Genomic DNA, 18,523 nt, shown 5'->3' with positions numbered 1-18,523 from the left:
AATGGCAAAAGAAATTCTATCAACTGAGAACGTATTACTAAACGAAACGGCTGCAACTAAAGAAGAGGCTATCCGTATGGCTGGTCAGATCCTTGTCGACAACGGTTATGTTGATGAAAGCTATCTTGAGCAAATGCAAGAACGTGAAAAGATCACGACGACTTACATGGGCAACTCTGTTGCAATTCCTCACGGTACGGAGGATGCTAAGAAAGCTGTGAAGCATTCTGGACTATCCATCATCCAATTGCGAGAAGGCGTTGATTTCGGAGATGGAAATATTGCGAAGATTATCATTGGTATTGCTGGTAAGGATAATGAACACTTAGAGATCCTTTCTCAAATTGCCATTGTTTGTTCTGAAGAAGAAAATGTGGAAGAGTTGATTCAAGCGGAATCCAAAGAAACGTTAATCTCAATGTTTAACGAGGTGAATTAATCATGCTTGCCGTTCATTTTGGTGCTGGAAATATTGGAAGAGGCTTTATTGGAAAGCTTCTTTCTCAATCAGGATATGAAGTATGCTTCGTAGATATCAATGAGACTGTGATTAACGAGCTTAATGAACGAAATAGTTATACGGTAGAAATATTAGGTCAGGATAAGGAGCAGATTGCTGTTGAAGGTGTGAGAGGTATTAATAGCCAACAAGATCCTGAGGCAGTTGTCGATGCGATCTATCAAGCTGACCTTATTACGACCGCTGTTGGCCCGACCGTATTGAAATTGATTTCTTCTGCTATCAAAGAAGGCATCTCAAAACGTATCGCAGATGGAAAAGCTCCCGTTAACGTCATAGCATGTGAGAATATGATCGGTGGCAGTACAATGCTTCGAAATGCTGTTGAAGAAAAGATGGATGAAGCGGATCGTAAAGTGCTTGATCAATATGCTGGTTTCCCAGATGCCGCAGTGGATCGTATTGTTCCGAATCAAACTCATGAAGATCCGTTAATGGTTGCGGTTGAACCTTTCTATGAATGGGTAGTCGATCAAACTATGATGGCTGGAGAGGTTCCGGATATTGCTGGCCTTACGTACGTTCAAGATCTTGCTCCTTACATTGAGCGGAAGTTGTTCACCGTTAATACAGGACACGCAGTGACAGCTTACCTTGGTTATCAAGCAGGATATGAGACAATCAAGGAAGCACTAGACACCGAAGATATCTATCATGATGTTAAGAATGCTCTTGAAGAGTCTGGTGAATTGCTTCAGCATAAGCACGGTTTTGAAAAAGAGGCGCATGAGGCTTATATTACAAAAATTCTTGGTCGTTTTCTAAACCCACATCTAGTGGATGAAGTTACTCGCGTTGGACGAGCGCCAATTCGTAAAATTGGACCTGACGACCGTCTTGTCGGACCGGCACGTCAGCTCGCGGAATTAAACAAAGAACCAAACTACCTTGCGAAAGGAATTGCAGCGGCATTGCGATTTGATCCTAAAGAAGATGAAGATGCTGTAACGATTCAGAATAAAATCAAAAATGAGGGTCTTTCTAGTGCGATTACTGCTTTTTCAGGAGTAACCGAAGGAGAAACTCTATTTGATCTAATTAGCAAGCATTATAAAGAAATGGCGTAATCTCTACGCAGAAGGGGAGCTCATTAAATGGAGCTTCCCTTTATTTGTTTGAAAACTGTTCGTTTCGGAAATATTTAATTGGGATAAATAATATCTTAATTCGTATAATTTTGTTACGATTTCGTATTAGGACTTGTGTCAACCTCAATACAATTCTACTATTAGGGTATGGCATTAGTCATATCCATTTTCAATGGGAAGGGGAACACGAATGTTCAATATATTACTTCAGTCTCACTCAGGTTCATGGGCGATTCTTGTTTTGCTATTAGTGATTAGTTATTTTGCACCTAAGCAGAAGATCTCGCTTATGATTCAGCGATTATTTTACTTGATTATGCTCGGTACTGGAATTGGGATGCTCTTTATCCTTGGTTTTCCGCTGATCTATGTGCTTAAAGGGATCCTGGCGATTGTGTTAATCGGGGTTATGGAAATGATTGTTGGAAGAAGAAAGCGTGCCGAATCAACAAAAATGCTTTGGATCGCGTGTATTGTTCTTATTTTAGTTATTATTTCAATCGGGTACAATTGGATTTAATGTGAAAAAGCGACAGCCAATTTTATTGGCTGTCGCTTTTTTAAGTGCCCTCTGTCCCTCGATCGCTTCACCACTCAAAATGAACACAAAAGACGTGTTCTTTTTGAGTGGTTCCAGCGCTTGTCGGGCCTAACCGGGGCCCTTCTGCTTTTGTTATCATCCATCTGCAGGGCCCAGCCTCTCGATCGCTTCACCATTTCAAATGAACACAAAGGGCGTGTTCTTTTGAAATGCCTTCAGCGCTTGTCGAGGCTAACCGGACCCTTCCGCTTTTGTTATTCCCAAGGTTTTTCTGTGGTTAGGAGGCCGGCTAGTTCTTTACTTGCCTGGCGGTGTTCTTTGCGTTTTTCTGCTCGGGCGGGAGCTGTTTCGTGTAGATTTTTTTCTTCTTCTGATTCAGGGATGACTTTTGGAACAGGTAGTGGTTTTTTCTTTTCATCCAATGATACAAATGTAAGGAATGCTGTTGCTCCGATATGGCGTTCGCCTGATAGGAGATGCTCTGCAATTACTTTCACAAATACTTCCATAGAAGACTTTCCGGTGAATGTCACGTATGCTTCGAGACAAACGGAGTCGTCTGGTGTAATCGGGTGTAAGAAGTCAACAGAGTCAGTTGAGGCTGTTACAACTTCGCTACGACAGTGGCGCATTGCTGCGATTGATGCAATATCATCAATGTCTCTCATCAGCTGGCCACCAAATAAAGTGTTATGATTGTTTGTTGCTTCTGGGAATACGTGACTTGTTTTGACAACACGTGATTCGCGAATGTATTTAGATTCCATAGTCGTCTCTCCTTATTATGCTTTTCTTGTCGTCTATCTTTACTATGCCCTTGATTAGGAGCTGAAAAACCTCTGTCAAATATGTAAGAGTAGAGGAGTTATCTAAAGTAGCGGTTATTTAAATCGTCCCACTTATCTTCGTTCACGTCAAAGACTGTTTTTGAATCCCCTTTTGATAAATTTTCTCGAGGTTCAAATCGATCCATATGTTTCTTGAGGTATCGAGGTTTTCAAAAGGAATGTGATGTATGTGATTTTTTTGAAGTATTTGAAGAGAGAGAGAAGGTCGGTTTGCCCACTTTCTGTACAGATGCGTAGTAAATACTCCTCTACGTTCATACTGAAACTCCTTTCTATTCTCTCTCTATTTTCATGCAGTCGAATGGATAACGCAACTGATCTACCTCGGCATTCATGAAGATGGCTTGTATGGGAATATTAAAGAGAAAAGGGGTGTGAGGATGTGAACAAGTGGATTTGTTTTATGATGTTGATCGTACTTTTTCCAAGTCACGTGTATGCGGAGAATAATCGCGAGTTGGCCATTGTTATTGATGATTTTGGAAATGACATGGGTGGGACAGATGAAATGCTTCGATTACCTGTTACGCTAACGGTAGCCATTATGCCGTTTCTTGAAACGACTGAAAGAGACGCGGAGGAAGCGCATCGTTATGGACATGAAGTGATCGTTCATGTTCCGATGGAACCGGTAAAAGGGAAGAGAAGCTGGCTAGGTCCAGGGGCAATTACAACTGATCTTTCTAATAAAGAAATTCGAAAGCGAGTAAACGAAGCGATTGAGGCTGTTCCTCATGCGGTAGGAATGAATCACCATATGGGTTCAAAAGCGACAGCTGATGAACGAGTGATGAGGATAGTTCTTGAAGTGTGTCGAGAAAAGGGTCTCTATTATTTAGATAGCAAGACAACAGGCAAAAGTGTCATTCCTGAACTAGCAGAAGAAATAGGGGTACCTTACCTAGAGAATGAGCTGTTTTTTGATGATGTCTATACGATTCAACATATGAGCAGACAAGCTCAAGAGTTGGCGGAAAAACTGAAAGATGATGAGGCTCATATCGCAATTGGACATGTAGGAATCGCGGGGGAAAAGATGGTAGCTGTTTTAAATGAATTTATTCCAATGTACAAAAATGAAGCAACAATTGTACCTCTTTCACAGATGATTCCAGGTTTTGAAATGATTGATGAAAGCATGCCTTAAATAGATCTTCCTCCTTTCAGGAATAAGTGTTAACATTATTTTTGTTAAGGTTAACATTTTAAGGGGGGAGAAAATGGAGAAATCAAATTTTCGAATGATAATTTTATGTGGATTCTTTATTGGGATCACAGCTATTCTTGCACAAATGGAAATTCCTTTACCACTTGTTCCTATTAGTGGACAGACTTTAGCTGTCGGTTTAACGGCCACAATTCTTGGTAGTAAATACGGCGCCATTACGATGACAGGCTATACAATATTAGGGAGTATTGGTCTTCCGGTGTTTGCACAGGCAAAAGGTGGATTAGGAGTCTTATTAGGACCAACTGGTGGATATATTTTTGCATTCATTATTGCGGCATATGTTACTGGCCTTATCCTAGAGAAAACATCGTATACTTTGATGCATGCGATGTTGGCGAACACAGTGTCTATGATTATCATCCTTTTAATCGGTACGATTCAATTGAAATTTGTTGTAGATCTAAACTGGCATGAAGCGATGGTCGCGGGGGTTTATCCTTTCTTATTCGTTGGTTTAATCAAAGCATTTCTTGCAAGTTGGTTAGGTATTACTGTTCGCAAACGTCTGATTCAAGCAAGGCTCTTACAAAGTCCCGTGGGAACGATTCAAGCGTAAAGTGATCCATTGGCCCTATCTGACACGTTAGCTAAGAAACAATACAACAAGTGAGGTGTCCATTGTGAAGAACAGAATGGAATGGGGCTTTCTGGGTGGTCGAGTAATACTCGGTTTCATTATGCTAGCTCATGGAATACAGAAATTAGGTGGAATAGGAAATACCATTGCGATGTTTGAAAAAATTGGTCAACCTGCTTGGTTAGCTTATGCTACAGCCATTATTGAAGCAGTTGGTGGAGCGTTTCTTATTGCGGGGATTTTCGTTGTCCCATCTGCGATCCTCCTAGGATTAACCATGATTGGTGCTATTGTTCTTGCAAAGCTTCCTATGGGGCTAATAGGAGGCTACGAATTTCCACTTTCCCTTTTTGGATTATCACTTATATTAGCATTTACAGGTAGTAGGAAGCTGGCATTATCTGAAGTTATTTCAAGTGAAAAATAAAAAGATGAAACAGAACGATCTTTGAAGAGATGATTTTTCAACAAATATTGTATAGCAATATAGCTCTAAATAAAGTTAAATAAACGTTTGTTTAAAATGAATAATATGAAGAAGCGCCTTTCTATAGAGAGGCGCTTCTGTTTGTGTCATATCCAGATAAAATTCAGAATATATCTCGGTTAGCGATGCTCTTATGGAATATCATGTCCCACAGAACTTGTTAGAATTTCAAACCACTGATCACGTGATAAGGAGTAAGAAAGAGCTTCAACAGCACTATCAATTCGCTCGCGCTTTCCTGATCCAACGATTGGCATAATGTTTGCCGGATGGTTAAGTAGCCATGCATAAAGCACTTGATCGATCCCTTCAGCACCGATCTCAGAGGCAATCTTTTCTATCGTCTTACGGAGACGAACTGCTTTATCGTCTTGCGATGTGAACACATCTCCTCCTGCCAGTGGAGACCATGCCATTGGTTTCATTCGCTTTTCCTGACAAAAATTTAACGTGCCATCTTCGAAGTTCTCAAGATGATAGGCTGAAAGTTCCAGCTGATTTGTAATTAATGGTTGATCCACATAAGATTGTAGCATGTTAAGTTGATGATGTTTGAAATTAGAGACTCCAAAATGACGAACCTTTCCGGCTTGTTTTAATTCAGAAAAAGCTTCGGCCACTTGTTCTGGATCCATAAAGGGATCAGGTCGATGAATTAACAGGACATCGATATGCTCAATCCCAAGTGCTGTAAGGGACTGTTCAGCAGAAGCGATGATGTGATCTTTACTTGTATTATAATGATGAGATTGGTGGGAGGGACGATTGGGAGACTCGATTACAATCCCGCATTTTGTGACAATCTCCATTTGATCACGTAGAGATGGTTTGAGTGATAATGCTTTCCCGAAAAGTTCTTCACACTCATAACTTCCATAAAGGTCAGCATGATCGAACGTTGAAATGCCACGATCGAGATTATGCTCTATTAAAGAAAGTGTTTCTTCGCTCGTTTGATTCCAGTCTGCAAGTCGCCAAAGACCATGAACGAGACGAGAGAATGATAAATCTTCTGTTAAGTGAATACGCTGCATCATTGAACCTCCAAAATGGTTTTATATGTACTTTTCTTATCTTAATGTAGTGAAATCGTTTGCGCAACTTGTTGAACCTTTATTAGTTGTCAAATGTGCTCATCCTTAATGATAATGCTTCTCATTATCATTAAGGCGTGCTATAATGAAAAAAATAGTCAACGAAGAGGTGGGTAAAATGGTTGAAACGTTACAAATCTCCATGTTTTTCTTAATACTGGTCTTTTCCTTTACAGCATTTGCACTTGTTCTTAGAGCAGAGGCTTTAAGAAGTGGTTATGTACGTGAAAAGAAAACGAGTGCTTTTGAATCAACACCACCAATTTCATTTAAGAAAAGTTATTGACTTTCTAATTGATAAAGATTATCATTATCAGTATAGAAGAAAAGAGACATGGTGTTCCCCGACACAAATTGTCCTATATAGCTCAAACAAAGCCAAAGAAGTTCCCCCTTCTCCAATTGTTTGAATATTGTAGCTGCCAACGCCGGCAGCTATTTTTATTTTTCTCATTTAATAAATATACATAAATGCTCTTATACCAGTGATTTAGAAAGGGTTTTATCCATATATTCTCATTTACAAAATTTAATAACGTGCTAAACTAATTTTTGGAAGTACACATATAATGGGGGTTATACCAATGAAGAAGGTCTTTTTTGTTTTGAGTTTATCAATGCTTCTCGTCGTAGCAGCTTGCGGTTCAAATACAAATAGTGCTAATGAAACTAGCGGAGATGCAGAGCAGATGGACACGAAGAGTGTCCTACTTGATTTTCAATCTGAAATTGTTAGCGTTTTGAAAGAAAATAATGAAGACATTGCAGCATATGAGTCAGCTAAGTTTGCTGTAAGTGACAGTGCAACACCAGAAGAGGAAAAGCCTTCAACCGAAGAACTTAAAGAGCTGAAAGGCAATGCTGTAGAAGCAAGCAAAGCCACTGTTGAGGGTATTGAAAGCCTGAAAGTTCCATCTGAATTGAACGACTCGAAAGAAGAAATTGAAAGCGCGCTTGATGAACTAACGGAAGCCTATGAAATTCGCGCTGAGCAAGCTGCTATTGATGATCCTTCAGTACAGGAGAAGGCATTAGAGCATTTTACGATGTTTGAAGATCAAATGGGCAAAGTCTTTGAAGATGATGATTTAATTAAGCCAAGCTTTGCGAAAGAACTAGAATAGAGAGATTTAACCCTGCATATTAAATGCAGGGTTTTTTACATAGTAGTTTTTTGTATGACGTATACGATTTCACGTATGATAAGCTAGGGTAGGTAACGATCTTAATAATCAAGAGACCTGTGTTCTAATTGAATGAAAAAGTGAACAGGTTAATTTAAAAAAGGAAGTGTCACTATGAACGAACGTTTATCGAAATTTACTAATTACCTTATTGAGCAGAATCAAGATTTTGCCTACATCCATTCTCCTTCTAATGTCTATTATTTGACTAACTTTCATTGTGAGCCTCATGAAAGGTTGCTTGGACTTTTTGTGGTGCCGAATCAGGAACCTTTCCTCGTCTGTCCTGGAATGGAAGTTTCACAGGCTAGAGATGCAGGGTGGAAATATGACATTATCGGCTATAGTGATTCAGAACAACCATTTGACTTCATTTATGAAGCACTGAAACAACGTGGCGTCCATAAACCAACTAGAGCTTCGATTGAAAAAGGTATGCTTGTTTATGAGCGTGCTGAAGAATTGCAAGCACGTTATCCTGAGCTGAGCTATCACTCAGCAGAGCTTGGACTGAATCAATTGCGTCTAATTAAGGATGAGAAAGAAATTGAAGTATTACGTGAAGCAGCAGCACTTGCTGATTTTGGTGTAGAAACTGGTGTTAAGGCTTTACGCGAAGGTGTTACTGAGATGGAAGTCCTTGCTACAATTGAATTTGAATTGAAGAAAAAAGGAATTCGTGAGATGTCATTTTCAACAATGGTCTTGTTTGGTGAGAAATCTGGACAACCACACGGTAACCCTGGAGAGCGGCAATTAAGAAAAGGAGATCTCGTCTTATTTGATCTCGGCGTTGTACTAAACGGATATTGCTCTGATATTACTAGAACAGTGGCTTTTGGTGAGGTTAACGATAAGCAAAAAGAAATTTATGAGACAGTACTAAGTGCACAAACGGAATCACTTAATATCTCAAAACCTGGGACACGACTAGGTGATATTGACCTTGCAGCAAGAAACGTTATTTCTAATGCAGGCTATGGCGAACACTTTCCACATCGTATTGGACATGGTATTGGAATTGAAGTACATGAGTATCCTTCCATGAGCGAGAAGAATGACGACTTGCTTCAAGTAGGTATGACATATACGATTGAGCCGGGTATCTATCTATCAGATGTTGGCGGCGTGCGTATAGAAGATGATGTTCTTGTAACAGAGACTGGTTATGAGACGTTAACAAAGTACCCGAAGGATCTACAAATTATTAAGTGAGATAAAGTCGGCTCTTCAAAGAGCCGGCTTTAAAAAGAGTTAGGTGGATTGTCATCATTCTGTTTATTTCATGTCATCAATAGTAGTGTATAATAATAATATATTTTGGCTTGAAAGAAGAGAGGTACAGCTGTGAATACTGAGAAAAAAAGTGAGTATCTTTTATTTGGAGCGTGGGCTGCTTCAGTTCTTGCCCTTGCTGGAAGTTTGTATTTTTCTGAAGTTCTTAAATACGAACCTTGTGAACTATGTTGGTATCAAAGAATTCTCATGTATCCTCTAGTTATGATTATAGGTATCGCTGTGGTTCGCAAAGACACATCCCAACGATTTTATGTTCTCCCATTGTCGATCATTGGTACATGCGTTTCGCTGTATCATTATTTGCTACAAAAAACATCTTTTCTAGCAGAAGCGGCACCATCATGTGGTAGGGTTCCTTGTACAGGTGAATATATTAATTACCTTGGATTTATTACGATACCGTTTCTAGCACTTATTGCATTTCTAACCATTACGATTCTAATGGTTGCCTTACATAAGCAAACAAAGAGGGAGGAAAACATGTGAAGAAAGCTATTATCTTTCTTGGTATTGTCATCGTAATATTCGGAGCACTCGCCTTCGTTACAAACTATAGTAATAGTGAGAAGACAGAAGGGAATCCATACGGGAAGAGCTCTTTAAATCCGGCTACAATAGAGCAACTTGACGATCCATTATATCAAAATCAAATTTTACCTGATGAGCTTGATGAAGCCCTGTCTAATGAAGAAGATGCCTACGTTTATTTCTATAGTCCAACATGTATCCATTGTAAAAATACGTCCCCAGTCCTTGTACCACTTGCCGAAGACATGGGAATTGACTTGAAAAAATACAATGTTCTTGAGTTTGAACAAGGTTGGAATGATTACAGAATTGAATCAACACCAACTCTTGTACGATTTAAAGATGGTAAAGAAGTTGATCGTATTGTAGGTACGCAAACAGAAGACACTTTTAAACAGTGGATTGAAAAGAATGATTAACATACTAAAGCACCCTGTGAGGGTGCTTTTTGTATACAATAAAACATTGGAATGTTTACACGTCATTCAACCGGGAACTAGAGATGTGAGGATAAAACGAAAGGTGGAGAATCATGAGTCATATTAATGGAAAAGTAGTTATTATTACTGGAGCAAGCAGTGGAATCGGCGAAGCAACGGCGAAGAAACTTGCAGGAGACGGCGCAAAAGTTGTTCTTGCAGCTCGACGTGAGGACCGCCTTGAAGAATTAAAGAACGATATTACGAACAATGGCGGAGAAGCAATTATTCAAACAACAGACGTAACTTCAAGGGAACAAATGCAGGCTCTTGCCGATAAAACGATTGAGCATTATGGACAGATTGACGTCATGATCAATAACGCAGGATTGATGCCACTATCATTCATGAATAAGCTTAAGATTGATGAGTGGGATAAGATGGTTGATGTGAATATAAAAGGTGTCCTCTACGGTATTGCCGGAGTTCTTCCACATATGGAAGAAAGAAAATCTGGACATATTATTAATGTATCTTCTGTTGCAGGTCATGAAATTATGCCAGCTGGTGCAGTGTATTGTGGTACGAAATTTGCTGTACGAGCGATTACAGAAGGACTGCGTAAGGAAATGTCTCCTTCAACTAATATTCGTGCAACGATCATATCACCAGGGGCTGTTGCAACCGAGTTAACGAACACAATTACAGATGAAGATGTTCAAGAAAAGTTGAACAATCGCGGACCAAATGGTCTTGATCCTCTAGACCCAGAGGCGATTGCTGATGCCGTTTATTATGCTGTTGGTCAACCTGACAGTGTATCGATCAATGAAGTACTAGTGCGTCCAACATCCCAAGGATAATGAAAAAACCGTTCTCCAATTAGGAGAACGGTTTTTAACTTTCTAGATTAAGGTTCTAGAGCAACATTGTGGCGACCATCTTGGCCAATTGCGCACAGAGAACCGCTGCGTAGCTACCGACAACGTTACCTACAATTCCCATCAAAAGTCCAACAGGAGCAAGTGAAGGTTGGAAAACAGAGGCAACGATTGGTGCCGAGCTTGTCCCACCAATATTTCCTTGTGAACCTACGGCTACAAAGAAAAGAGGGGCACGTAATAAGCGCGCTGCGATGAAAATAACAAGAATATGAATACTGAGCCACACAATGCCCATTAGGACATATTGTGGTGAATCCACTACATAAGTAAGATCCGCTCTTGCCCCTATTGTTGCAAGCAAAAGATAAATGGCTGTATAGCCGACTTTACTAGCGCCATAACCCTCTAGCTTTTTAATAGGAGTGAATGAGAACAAAATACCGATGGCAGAAATAATCATGACTGTCCATGTTGTTGTAGAAAGCACAGCTGATTGTGGAAGATTCTCGGAAATTTTCAATACAATATAAGAGACACCAAAGCCAAGTCCAAGTAATCCTAATAGCTGTGGTACTTGAATCGGGCGTTCATTCTTACGTTGAATATCATTCATTTCTTTATTCACACTTTGAATAACGGAATCGTCCGCTTTGTTCCATTTGTTAAACTTGTGCTGGAATCCTGCAAGGAAAATCATAATCCCCATCCAGCTATAGCCCACAACAGTGTCAACGACAATAATTGGGGAAAGAATTTCTTTCGGTGTGCCCACTGCTTCAATCATTGCAGCCATATTCGCTGAGCCGCCAATCCAACTTCCTGCGAGAGCAGCAACTCCTGTCCATGCGTCTGCAGGTAGCCAAGGTTGGAAGATGGCTAGCGCAATCGGCCCACCGATAATAACACCGATTGTTCCTGCTAGGAACATTAATAAGGCTTTTGGTCCTAATCTTAACGTAGCTGGGACGTTAGCTGATAATAATAACAGCAGGAGCCCAACTGGAAGAATATACGTAGAAACGAAGCCATATAAAGTCGACTCTTGCGGAATAATCGCAAATGTCGTTGATAGCATTGGGATAAAGTATGTCCAAATTAACGGTGGGGCATAATGAAATATCTTCTGCAGAACGTTGTTTTTTGATTCGCCAAGCATGAAGATTGCTCCAACTACAACCGTTAGATAGACAAATACAGCCATCGGATCCTCAATTAATGGATTAGCCTTTGACCAGGCTAGTGCAAATGTCATTATTGTTCACTCCTTGATGTTAGACTATAGTCGCAAATAGACATTATATCATCTAAGTGACTTTCTTCGCTTTTAAAACTAATTAAAGAAAAATTGCAAGCATTAGAAAAATTCATAGCTTGTATTAATGAAGCATACATATTGTGTAGAGCGAGGATAAAGGAGTGAATTTCCATCGGTCTATTAAATGAATTTCGTCATTTCGCTATTAGAGGTAACGCGGCTGATATGGGAATTGGAATTGTACTAGGCGCAGCGTTTAGTAATTTTATCGATTCGCTTGTTTCAGATATAATACTTCCACCTGTAGGTCTACTATTAGCGAGAATTAATTTTTCCGATCTTTTTATTAGTTTAAATGGGCATTATTATCCGTCTCTCTCTGATGCAAAAGAAGCCGGGGCGGCGACAATCAATTATGGAGTCTTCCTTACAACGTCCATTCGCTTTTTAATCATTTTCTTTTCAGTGTTTCTTGTCGTTCGTCAGTTGAATAGATGGCGAAAACCAGGACAAGATCCTATTAATTCTATGACTAGAAAAGAATGCCCGTTTTGCTGTACGCCGATACCTTCGAAAGCAGTGATTTGTCCGAATTGCTCTACATCTCTTCGTGAAGAACTAGAACCGCCTTCACTAAAGGTTCATGTTCGGAAAAGTTCAAGAACATCATTTAAGTAATAGGGATGATATATAAGGACTACAAGCGATTAACTTTTTCTTCTGATGGGAATATAAAGTGGTAACGACAGAAGGAAAGGTGAGGGGACAAACATGATTGGTTGTTTGCTCATACATGGATTTACAGGGTCACCATTTGAGGTTGAACCTCTGGCAAATTATTTTAGAAGTCAAACGGATTGGGTTGTAGTATCACCGACGCTTCCAGGACACGGGGAAAAGGATTCACTTAGAGGGATTACCTTTCAACAATGGATCGATACAGCAGAGGAGCATTTAAAGCAGTTGTTAGAACGTTGCGATACGATTTATCTCATTGGATTTTCAATGGGGGGCGTTCTCGCTGGCTATTTAGCAACGAAGTATAAAGTTGATAAACTAGTGTTATTAAGTGCAGCTATACAATATATTCATCCTTTGCAGATGGTGAAGGATATAAGAGAAATGATGACCGATCTCTACAGAGGAAAGCTTCTTCAAAATGAATTGTTTATTCGCTATAGCAAAAAGGTAAAGACAACGCCACTCCTTGCTTCATTAGAATTTCGAAAGCTTGTCCAACACCTCAAGCCATCCTTCGAACATGTCTCTATTCCAACGATCATTTTACAGGGAAAGCTTGATGGAATGGTACCTTATAAAACCGCTGATACGATTTATCAGTTGATTCGTTCGGATGAGAAACAGGTTAGATTGATGGAGAATTCAAAGCATTTGATCTGCCACGGAGAGGATCGGGATGATGTTATTCATACGGTGTACCGTTTCCTTATAAACTAGCGGGATGATTGATTATAAAACAAAGAGCTTGCTTTTAACTATAAAGAACAGCTTCATACTTGCTAGCTCCTTCTTAGGGTCTCGGTGAAAAGGAGAAAAAGAGATGCGAAATCCACTACTTACTCCAATAATGATTGAAAAATACGCTAAACGACTTGTTGTCCGATTGAAACAACCATCGTTATCTGGGATTGTTTTGACAGGAAGCTTTGCTAGAGGGGAAGCTGGTCCATATTCCGATCTGGATATCTGGTGTTTTTATAAGGAACTCCCAAGTAAGTCTCCATGTCTCCCTGAACTAACGGGTATTTCACTTGATCTAAGAGAAGTGAGTCTACAGGAATTTAGCGAAATGGCTGATGGGTCAAGAGAGTATGTGGCTCCTTGTTTTGAGCAATTAAACGTATATGGAGACACACCTTTTGTTCTTCCTTCAAGAAATAAAATCAAGCGTGGTCTTGTGAGCCTGCTACAGTCTATTGATACTCGCTTGCAACAATGTATGCCACCAATCAACCACTACGAATTATTAAATGACATCATGTACGCCCTTCGCATCGAACAGTTTTTCAAGACTTCACAATACCCCCTTACCCTATCTGAACTATACGCTATACAATTTGAAGAGAGCGATCGCTTCCTAGTAGAGTGTTACTCTTCATTCTTATTTGGAGAGCGACACAAAAGTGAGGATGAAATTCATAGCAAGATTCATCTATTTATGGAGAAGAGATTGGAATAGGAAGGGTTTTGAAATTATCTCGAGAAACAAATATAGAGGTATTGAAAGAAAATGATTCTATACTTAGATGAAAAGGCCGGGTGGATGAAGTGGCGACGTTTGATGATTTTATGAAACTTGATATTCGTGTTGGGGAAATTATTGAAGTGAATGATTTTAAAAAGGCTAGAAAACCAGCTTATCAATTAAAGGTAGATCTGGGGGAGGAAATTGGTATAAAGAAGTCCAGTGCACAAATTAAGGATCTGTATAACCAGGATGATTTAATCGGTAAACAGGTGATGGCGGTGGTGAATTTCCCCCCAAGGCAAATTGCAGATTATATGTCTGAAGTGCTTGTATTAGGCGTATACGGAGATGAAGGAGTCGTGCTAATACAGCCTGATCAAAAAGTGAAAAAAGGCGATAAATTAGGATGAAGAGTGCATAGAAGCATTCTTTTTTTCTTGTCTATTTACTTCTTTGTCCTATATAATGGTTTAATATCTAAAAAATGTAAAAATGAGGTGAGGGAGTGAAGCAAGAAGAAGCGGTTCGAGTGATATCTAACAGTCTGGAGCAAGATCCTCTCGTAAAAGCGATTTTCCTTAAAGGATCTATGGGGCGAAACGAACATGATGAAAATTCGGATGTTGATCTTTATTGTCTTGTAGAAGAGAACGATGTGGGGTTGTTTCTTAAGAACCGAAAGCATCATTTAGAAGCATATGCTAATCTTCTCTTTTATGATGAAATTTTCATTATTGCTCCACAGATCATCGCTGTGTTCGATAATATGCTCCATCTTGATTTATTTACGGTGACAGCGGACTCGTTGATAGAGAAAGATTATTGCAAAGTGATTTATGATCCTGACAATCGGTTGAGTCATTTTAATGAGCAGTTAACCTTATCGAGGCAGGAGTTTATCAATCATGTGGATGATACAGCTTTTTTCTTATTTCAATACGAGAAGTCGAGAAGAAGAGGAAACGATATTTGGTCTGTTCATATGTTAAATCAAGTCATGCTTCATTATTCAAGAGTGATATTGCACCGTTATCATCCGGATCGAGCTCAGCTTGGTTTAAAAGCATTGAATGGAACACTTGGGGAGAAAGAGGTTGAGAAGTCGAAAGGAATTTTTCAGTTTATGACGATTGAAGAGCATGAGAAATCTGCTAACCTTATTCGAAACTGGTTGAAGGAAGAGGAAGATTGGATCATAGAGCAGTTAGAAGGTACGGTTTATAGTGTGCCTTTTCTTAAACGAATGATTTGGAATTGATATACAACGAAAAGAAGAGGCGCCCTTTGGCGTCTCTTCTTTTCGTTTTGTGATCTAGCTAGTTAATCGATATGGTTTCGGGTTCGAACGCGATTTTAGCACCTTCATAAATGGCGCGTTTCGCATCTAGCTCACCAGCAAGAAGAGCGCCACCGATAATGGCGATTTCAACACCTTTTTGTGAAAGCAATTCGTATTCACGGGGTATATTCGATTCTTGCCCAGCTGCGAGAATGATGGTGTCGGCTTTGAGAAATTCTTTCTCGTCTGTCTCTGCATTTATGATCGTAAGACCATCCTTTGTCATTTCTTCATATGAGAGATTCGTTCGAAACTTCACACCATTTTTCTTTAAATCCTGCAACATCGCCCACTTAGTTGTTTTGCCAAGGCCTTCACCCATTTTTCCATTACGTCTTAGAAGGAGAATGTTATTGATTCCTTTTTCGATTAAGAAATGAGACACATCACATCCGATGCCGCCGGCTCCAATGATAATTACCTTTTTGCCCACAGCTACATTACCAGAAAGAACGTCTGGATAAGGAATGGCATGTTCTATACCAGGAATAACTGGTTGCCTTGGTGTCACACCAGTTGCTACTACAACGAGATCTGGTGAGTGATTTAAAAGCTCTTGTTCTGTTGGTTTATGATTTAAATAAATATCAACACCTAATCGGTTTAGTTCCGTTGTGTAGTAGCGAATGGTTTCATCAAATTCTTTCTTGATTGGAATTTTTCTAGCAAGATTAAATTGGCCACCAATCGCAGAGCTCGCTTCATAAAGTGTCACGTTATGACCTAATTCAGCATGAGCTCTTGCAGCTTCCATGCCAGCGACGCCTCCACCGAGCACTACAACTGTTTTTATATTTTCAGCTTTCTTAATGGTCCACTTGTGCTCTCTGCCAGCCCTGGGGTTAACAAGACAAGAGACGGCTTTGCCTTCGAAGGCATGATCAAGACATGCCTGGTTACAAGCGATGCATGTGTTGATCTGATCAAGTGCTTGTTCCTTCGCCTTCACTAATAGATGTGGATCGGCAAGGAAAGGTCTAGCCATTGAGACCATATCGAGTTTTTGAAGTAACTCTTCTGCTAGAACCGGGTCATTAATTCGATTACTTCCAATCACCGGGATAGTCACCGCTTCTTTAATTTGTAGAGCGGGTTCGATAAAACCAGCACGAGGCACCATCATTGAAATCGTTGGGACTGTTGATTCGTGCCAACCAATTCCAATGTTTAGAATATCAGCGCCATGAGCCTCTAATTTTGTAGCTAGTTGAACGGTTTCTTCTGGTGTTGAGGAGTCGGGTACTAAATCGAGTCCAGACATACGAAAAATCACCGGATAATCCTCTCCGACTGCTTTTCGAACTGCTTTAAGGACTTCGATTGCAAAACGAGTGCGATTCTCAAAGTTTCCGCCCCATTTATCTGCTCGCTTATTTGTTCTTGGTGATAGGAATTGATTGATTAAATATCCTTCAGAGCCCATGATTTCTACTGCGTCAAATCCAACCTCTTTCGCTTTCCTGGCGGCTTCTGCATAGGATTCAAGTAAATTAATAATATCAAGTTCATTTAGTTCCTGGGGAGTTTCTCTGTGAATGGGCGATTTGATAGGAGATGGAGCGACAGACGGAATGCCGTTCATCTCAGAGTAAGCATATCGTCCAGCATGAAAAAGCTGTGCCGCAATACGCCCATTTGCTGTATGCACGCTGCTTGTTAATCGTTTCATGACTCGAAGATCATCGTCTCGATAGAATCCTAGAAAATGGTGTCCACCATCGCCTTCAGGTGAAACAGAAATCCCTCCTGTAACAATGAGACCTGGACCGTTCTCTCCTGACCGTTCAGTATAAAACGAAATGAGAGCATCCTCTTGATCTTTATTTCCTTCCATTCCAAGGTGCATGGATCCCATCATTACTCTGTTCGGCAGAGTTAATCTCCTTAATTGAATTGGTTTAAATAATTTTTCCCATTTCATAACTGCTCACCACACTTCTTTGTTTTGAACACATTTCGATGAATGGTCATTCATTTCCTGTAAAGAAAGCGTTTTTTTATTTTAAATTTTTATTTTATTCAAGGCTATGGTAATGAATGTTATTGATTTTTGGCTCATTTGAGTAATGAACAATATGAGCAAACATAGATTTATCCAAAAAAAAAAGAGCGCAAAATGCGCTCCCTAAATGGTTATTAATTTTTCTTGAATGCGACAAGAAGGCCACCTTCGCCAGCATAAGTGCCAATAAGCGGCCCCATCGTCGAAAGAATCACGTTTTTGAATTTATAGCGTTCTTGAATTTGCTCGATTAATGCCTTTGCTTTATCCTCACAATTACTATGAGCTACAGCAATGACCTTATCCTCAAAATTATGCCCATACTCGCCAATTTTTTGAATGAATTGGCGTACTGCTCGCTTGTTTCCGCGGATTTTATCAAGGACCTCAAGTGAACCGTCGTCATCACTTGCCTTCATAAGTAATTTAATATTCAAGGCTGAAGCAATCGTTCCTCTTACACGATCGAGGCGTCCCCCCTTGATAACGTTCTCAAGGGTGTCTAATAAAAACATTGTTAGCGTATCTTCTGTGTATTCATATGCTTGTTCAACGATGGATTCAAAGGTTTCGCCGTCACGTGCCATTTCTGCAACGTGATAAACAATGATCCCAAGACCTGATGAGGCTGTTTTTGAATTGATGACTTCGATTTTCCTGTCAGGATGTTCCTCATGAAACATTTTCTTTGCAAGTACAGCGTTGTCATAAGTAGTGCTTAATGCTCCGGACAGCGCTATGACAAGAATATCGTCCTCAGGACTTGCTTCTTCAAATTTTGTAAGAAAGTCCTGTGGTGCTGGGGCAGAGGACTTAGGAAGCTCTTTAGATTTTTTAAGTTTTTGGTAGAACGTTTGCGTATCAAGATCTACTCCAGCTTTGTATTCTTCTTCACCAAAGAGAAGGTTGAGTGGAACGACCGTTACGTTCAATTCATTTAGCAGTTCTTCAGGGAAGTCGACGCTGCTGTCAGTAATGATTCGAGTTGCCATACAATTACCCCTTTTTTGTTATTACC

At 39.9% G+C, this 18,523-nt stretch carries 23 protein-coding genes; 17 read left to right on the top strand and 6 right to left on the bottom strand.

Annotation, left to right across the window (positions count from 1 at the left end):
* Position 1 precedes the first annotated feature (1 nt).
* From IQ283_RS23325 to IQ283_RS23315, 3 genes are all read left to right on the top strand, one after another.
* The gene (locus IQ283_RS23325; RefSeq protein ID WP_194222530.1) at positions 2 to 439 is read left to right on the top strand and encodes a PTS sugar transporter subunit IIA; all 438 of its coding nucleotides are present in this window, start codon (positions 2 to 4) and stop codon (positions 437 to 439) included.
* 2 nt (positions 440 to 441) lie between these two features.
* Positions 442 to 1,587: a mannitol-1-phosphate 5-dehydrogenase gene (locus IQ283_RS23320; protein ID WP_194222529.1), complete on the top strand. Its 1,146-nt coding sequence runs from the start codon at positions 442 to 444 to the stop codon at positions 1,585 to 1,587.
* A gap of 211 nt (positions 1,588 to 1,798) precedes the next feature.
* On the top strand, positions 1,799 to 2,128 hold the full coding sequence (locus tag IQ283_RS23315; protein ID WP_194222528.1) for a DUF1516 family protein: 330 nt from the start codon (positions 1,799 to 1,801) through the stop codon (positions 2,126 to 2,128).
* A gap of 275 nt (positions 2,129 to 2,403) precedes the next feature.
* Here the strand turns inward: IQ283_RS23315 and IQ283_RS23310 are convergent, their stop codons facing one another.
* Positions 2,404 to 2,916, bottom strand: a complete 513-nt coding sequence (locus tag IQ283_RS23310; protein ID WP_194222527.1) for an acyl-CoA thioesterase — start codon at positions 2,914 to 2,916, stop codon at positions 2,404 to 2,406.
* A 142-nt stretch (positions 2,917 to 3,058) separates the two neighbouring features.
* Complete coding sequence (locus IQ283_RS24460; protein WP_408962625.1) at positions 3,059 to 3,184, bottom strand: arylamine N-acetyltransferase; 126 nt, start codon at positions 3,182 to 3,184, stop codon at positions 3,059 to 3,061.
* A 216-nt stretch (positions 3,185 to 3,400) separates the two neighbouring features.
* Here IQ283_RS24460 and IQ283_RS23300 point away from each other — a divergent pair, with 216 nt between their 5' ends.
* The 3 genes from IQ283_RS23300 to IQ283_RS23290 all read left to right on the top strand — a co-directional run bounded on the left by IQ283_RS23300 (position 3,401) and on the right by IQ283_RS23290 (position 5,232).
* Positions 3,401 to 4,144 carry a divergent polysaccharide deacetylase family protein gene (locus IQ283_RS23300; protein WP_194222526.1) on the top strand — a complete coding sequence of 248 codons (744 nt, stop codon included), beginning with the start codon at positions 3,401 to 3,403 and terminating at the stop codon, positions 4,142 to 4,144.
* 73 nt (positions 4,145 to 4,217) lie between these two features.
* Positions 4,218 to 4,784 (top strand): biotin transporter BioY, encoded by a 567-nt coding sequence (locus IQ283_RS23295; RefSeq protein WP_194222525.1) that lies wholly within the window; start codon positions 4,218 to 4,220, stop codon positions 4,782 to 4,784.
* Positions 4,785 to 4,848: 64 nt separating this feature from the next.
* Complete coding sequence (locus IQ283_RS23290; protein WP_194222524.1) at positions 4,849 to 5,232, top strand: DoxX family protein; 384 nt, start codon at positions 4,849 to 4,851, stop codon at positions 5,230 to 5,232.
* A 191-nt stretch (positions 5,233 to 5,423) separates the two neighbouring features.
* On the opposite strand, the gene IQ283_RS23285 is transcribed toward IQ283_RS23290, so the two are convergent.
* Positions 5,424 to 6,326: an aldo/keto reductase gene (locus IQ283_RS23285; protein ID WP_194222523.1), complete on the bottom strand. Its 903-nt coding sequence runs from the start codon at positions 6,324 to 6,326 to the stop codon at positions 5,424 to 5,426.
* Positions 6,327 to 6,471: 145 nt separating this feature from the next.
* Between IQ283_RS23285 and IQ283_RS23280 the strand changes: the two genes are divergently transcribed.
* The 6 genes from IQ283_RS23280 (at position 6,472) to IQ283_RS23255 (ending at position 10,679) form a co-directional block, all read left to right on the top strand.
* The gene (locus IQ283_RS23280; RefSeq protein ID WP_194222522.1) at positions 6,472 to 6,672 is read left to right on the top strand and encodes a hypothetical protein; all 201 of its coding nucleotides are present in this window, start codon (positions 6,472 to 6,474) and stop codon (positions 6,670 to 6,672) included.
* 298 nt (positions 6,673 to 6,970) lie between these two features.
* The gene (locus tag IQ283_RS23275) at positions 6,971 to 7,510 is read left to right on the top strand and encodes a hypothetical protein (protein ID WP_194222521.1); all 540 of its coding nucleotides are present in this window, start codon (positions 6,971 to 6,973) and stop codon (positions 7,508 to 7,510) included.
* A 174-nt stretch (positions 7,511 to 7,684) separates the two neighbouring features.
* Positions 7,685 to 8,785, top strand: a complete 1,101-nt coding sequence (locus IQ283_RS23270) for a M24 family metallopeptidase (protein ID WP_194222520.1) — start codon at positions 7,685 to 7,687, stop codon at positions 8,783 to 8,785.
* 132 nt (positions 8,786 to 8,917) lie between these two features.
* Positions 8,918 to 9,355, top strand: a complete 438-nt coding sequence (locus tag IQ283_RS23265; RefSeq protein WP_194222519.1) for a disulfide oxidoreductase — start codon at positions 8,918 to 8,920, stop codon at positions 9,353 to 9,355.
* Positions 9,352 to 9,816 (top strand): thioredoxin family protein, encoded by a 465-nt coding sequence (locus tag IQ283_RS23260; protein WP_194222518.1) that lies wholly within the window; start codon positions 9,352 to 9,354, stop codon positions 9,814 to 9,816. The genes IQ283_RS23265 and IQ283_RS23260 overlap by 4 nt, the downstream gene beginning before the upstream one ends.
* A 113-nt stretch (positions 9,817 to 9,929) precedes the next feature.
* On the top strand, positions 9,930 to 10,679 hold the full coding sequence (locus IQ283_RS23255; RefSeq protein ID WP_194222517.1) for an SDR family oxidoreductase: 750 nt from the start codon (positions 9,930 to 9,932) through the stop codon (positions 10,677 to 10,679).
* Positions 10,680 to 10,734: 55 nt separating this feature from the next.
* Here IQ283_RS23255 and IQ283_RS23250 read toward each other — a convergent pair whose 3' ends face one another.
* Entirely contained in the window at positions 10,735 to 11,952 is a 1,218-nt protein-coding gene (locus tag IQ283_RS23250; protein WP_194222516.1) for a DUF819 domain-containing protein, read from the bottom strand.
* 168 nt (positions 11,953 to 12,120) lie between these two features.
* Between IQ283_RS23250 and mscL the strand changes: the two genes are divergently transcribed.
* The 5 genes from mscL to IQ283_RS23225 all read left to right on the top strand — a co-directional run bounded on the left by mscL (position 12,121) and on the right by IQ283_RS23225 (position 15,422).
* Entirely contained in the window at positions 12,121 to 12,633 is a 513-nt protein-coding gene (mscL, locus tag IQ283_RS23245; RefSeq protein ID WP_322098517.1) for a large conductance mechanosensitive channel protein MscL, read from the top strand.
* Between the two features lie 93 nt (positions 12,634 to 12,726).
* Positions 12,727 to 13,413, top strand: a complete 687-nt coding sequence (locus IQ283_RS23240; protein WP_194222515.1) for an alpha/beta hydrolase — start codon at positions 12,727 to 12,729, stop codon at positions 13,411 to 13,413.
* 103 nt (positions 13,414 to 13,516) lie between these two features.
* Positions 13,517 to 14,155, top strand: coding sequence for a nucleotidyltransferase domain-containing protein (locus tag IQ283_RS23235; RefSeq protein ID WP_194222514.1), 639 nt, complete (start codon positions 13,517 to 13,519; stop codon positions 14,153 to 14,155).
* A gap of 89 nt (positions 14,156 to 14,244) precedes the next feature.
* On the top strand, positions 14,245 to 14,574 hold the full coding sequence (locus tag IQ283_RS23230) for a tRNA-binding protein (protein WP_194222513.1): 330 nt from the start codon (positions 14,245 to 14,247) through the stop codon (positions 14,572 to 14,574).
* A 95-nt stretch (positions 14,575 to 14,669) separates the two neighbouring features.
* A complete protein-coding gene (locus tag IQ283_RS23225) occupies positions 14,670 to 15,422 on the top strand; it encodes a nucleotidyltransferase domain-containing protein (protein ID WP_194222512.1) in 753 nt (250 codons plus the stop codon).
* Positions 15,423 to 15,480: 58 nt separating this feature from the next.
* On the opposite strand, the gene IQ283_RS23220 is transcribed toward IQ283_RS23225, so the two are convergent.
* The gene (locus tag IQ283_RS23220; protein WP_194222511.1) at positions 15,481 to 17,424 is read right to left on the bottom strand and encodes an FAD-dependent oxidoreductase; all 1,944 of its coding nucleotides are present in this window, start codon (positions 17,422 to 17,424) and stop codon (positions 15,481 to 15,483) included.
* Between the two features lie 215 nt (positions 17,425 to 17,639).
* A complete protein-coding gene (locus IQ283_RS23215) occupies positions 17,640 to 18,497 on the bottom strand; it encodes a DegV family protein (RefSeq protein WP_194222510.1) in 858 nt (285 codons plus the stop codon).
* Between the last annotated feature and the right edge of the window lie 26 nt (positions 18,498 to 18,523).

Source organism: Pseudalkalibacillus hwajinpoensis, from assembly GCF_015234585.1.
Classification (GTDB): Bacteria; Bacillota; Bacilli; order Bacillales; family Guptibacillaceae; genus Guptibacillus; species Guptibacillus hwajinpoensis_B.
This window is presented reverse-complemented; position numbering and strand designations above follow the sequence as displayed.

Bases quoted from the DNA above. Each gene is read 5' to 3' on its own strand.
- IQ283_RS23325 (WP_194222530.1), top strand. From the start codon at position 2: ATGGCAAAAGAAATTCTATCAACTGAGAACGTATTACTAAACGAAACG.
- IQ283_RS23320 (WP_194222529.1), top strand. From the start codon at position 442: ATGCTTGCCGTTCATTTTGGTGCTGGAAATATTGGAAGAGGCTTTATT.
- IQ283_RS23315 (WP_194222528.1), top strand. From the start codon at position 1,799: ATGTTCAATATATTACTTCAGTCTCACTCAGGTTCATGGGCGATTCTT.
- IQ283_RS23310 (WP_194222527.1), bottom strand. From the start codon at position 2,916: ATGGAATCTAAATACATTCGCGAATCACGTGTTGTCAAAACAAGTCAC.
- IQ283_RS23300 (WP_194222526.1), top strand. From the start codon at position 3,401: ATGATGTTGATCGTACTTTTTCCAAGTCACGTGTATGCGGAGAATAAT.
- IQ283_RS23295 (WP_194222525.1), top strand. From the start codon at position 4,218: ATGGAGAAATCAAATTTTCGAATGATAATTTTATGTGGATTCTTTATT.
- IQ283_RS23285 (WP_194222523.1), bottom strand. From the start codon at position 6,326: ATGCAGCGTATTCACTTAACAGAAGATTTATCATTCTCTCGTCTCGTT.
- IQ283_RS23280 (WP_194222522.1), top strand. From the start codon at position 6,472: ATGAAAAAAATAGTCAACGAAGAGGTGGGTAAAATGGTTGAAACGTTA.
- IQ283_RS23275 (WP_194222521.1), top strand. From the start codon at position 6,971: ATGAAGAAGGTCTTTTTTGTTTTGAGTTTATCAATGCTTCTCGTCGTA.
- IQ283_RS23270 (WP_194222520.1), top strand. From the start codon at position 7,685: ATGAACGAACGTTTATCGAAATTTACTAATTACCTTATTGAGCAGAAT.
- IQ283_RS23255 (WP_194222517.1), top strand. From the start codon at position 9,930: ATGAGTCATATTAATGGAAAAGTAGTTATTATTACTGGAGCAAGCAGT.
- IQ283_RS23250 (WP_194222516.1), bottom strand. From the start codon at position 11,952: ATGACATTTGCACTAGCCTGGTCAAAGGCTAATCCATTAATTGAGGAT.
- IQ283_RS23240 (WP_194222515.1), top strand. From the start codon at position 12,727: ATGATTGGTTGTTTGCTCATACATGGATTTACAGGGTCACCATTTGAG.
- IQ283_RS23235 (WP_194222514.1), top strand. From the start codon at position 13,517: ATGCGAAATCCACTACTTACTCCAATAATGATTGAAAAATACGCTAAA.
- IQ283_RS23220 (WP_194222511.1), bottom strand. From the start codon at position 17,424: ATGAAATGGGAAAAATTATTTAAACCAATTCAATTAAGGAGATTAACT.
- IQ283_RS23215 (WP_194222510.1), bottom strand. From the start codon at position 18,497: ATGGCAACTCGAATCATTACTGACAGCAGCGTCGACTTCCCTGAAGAA.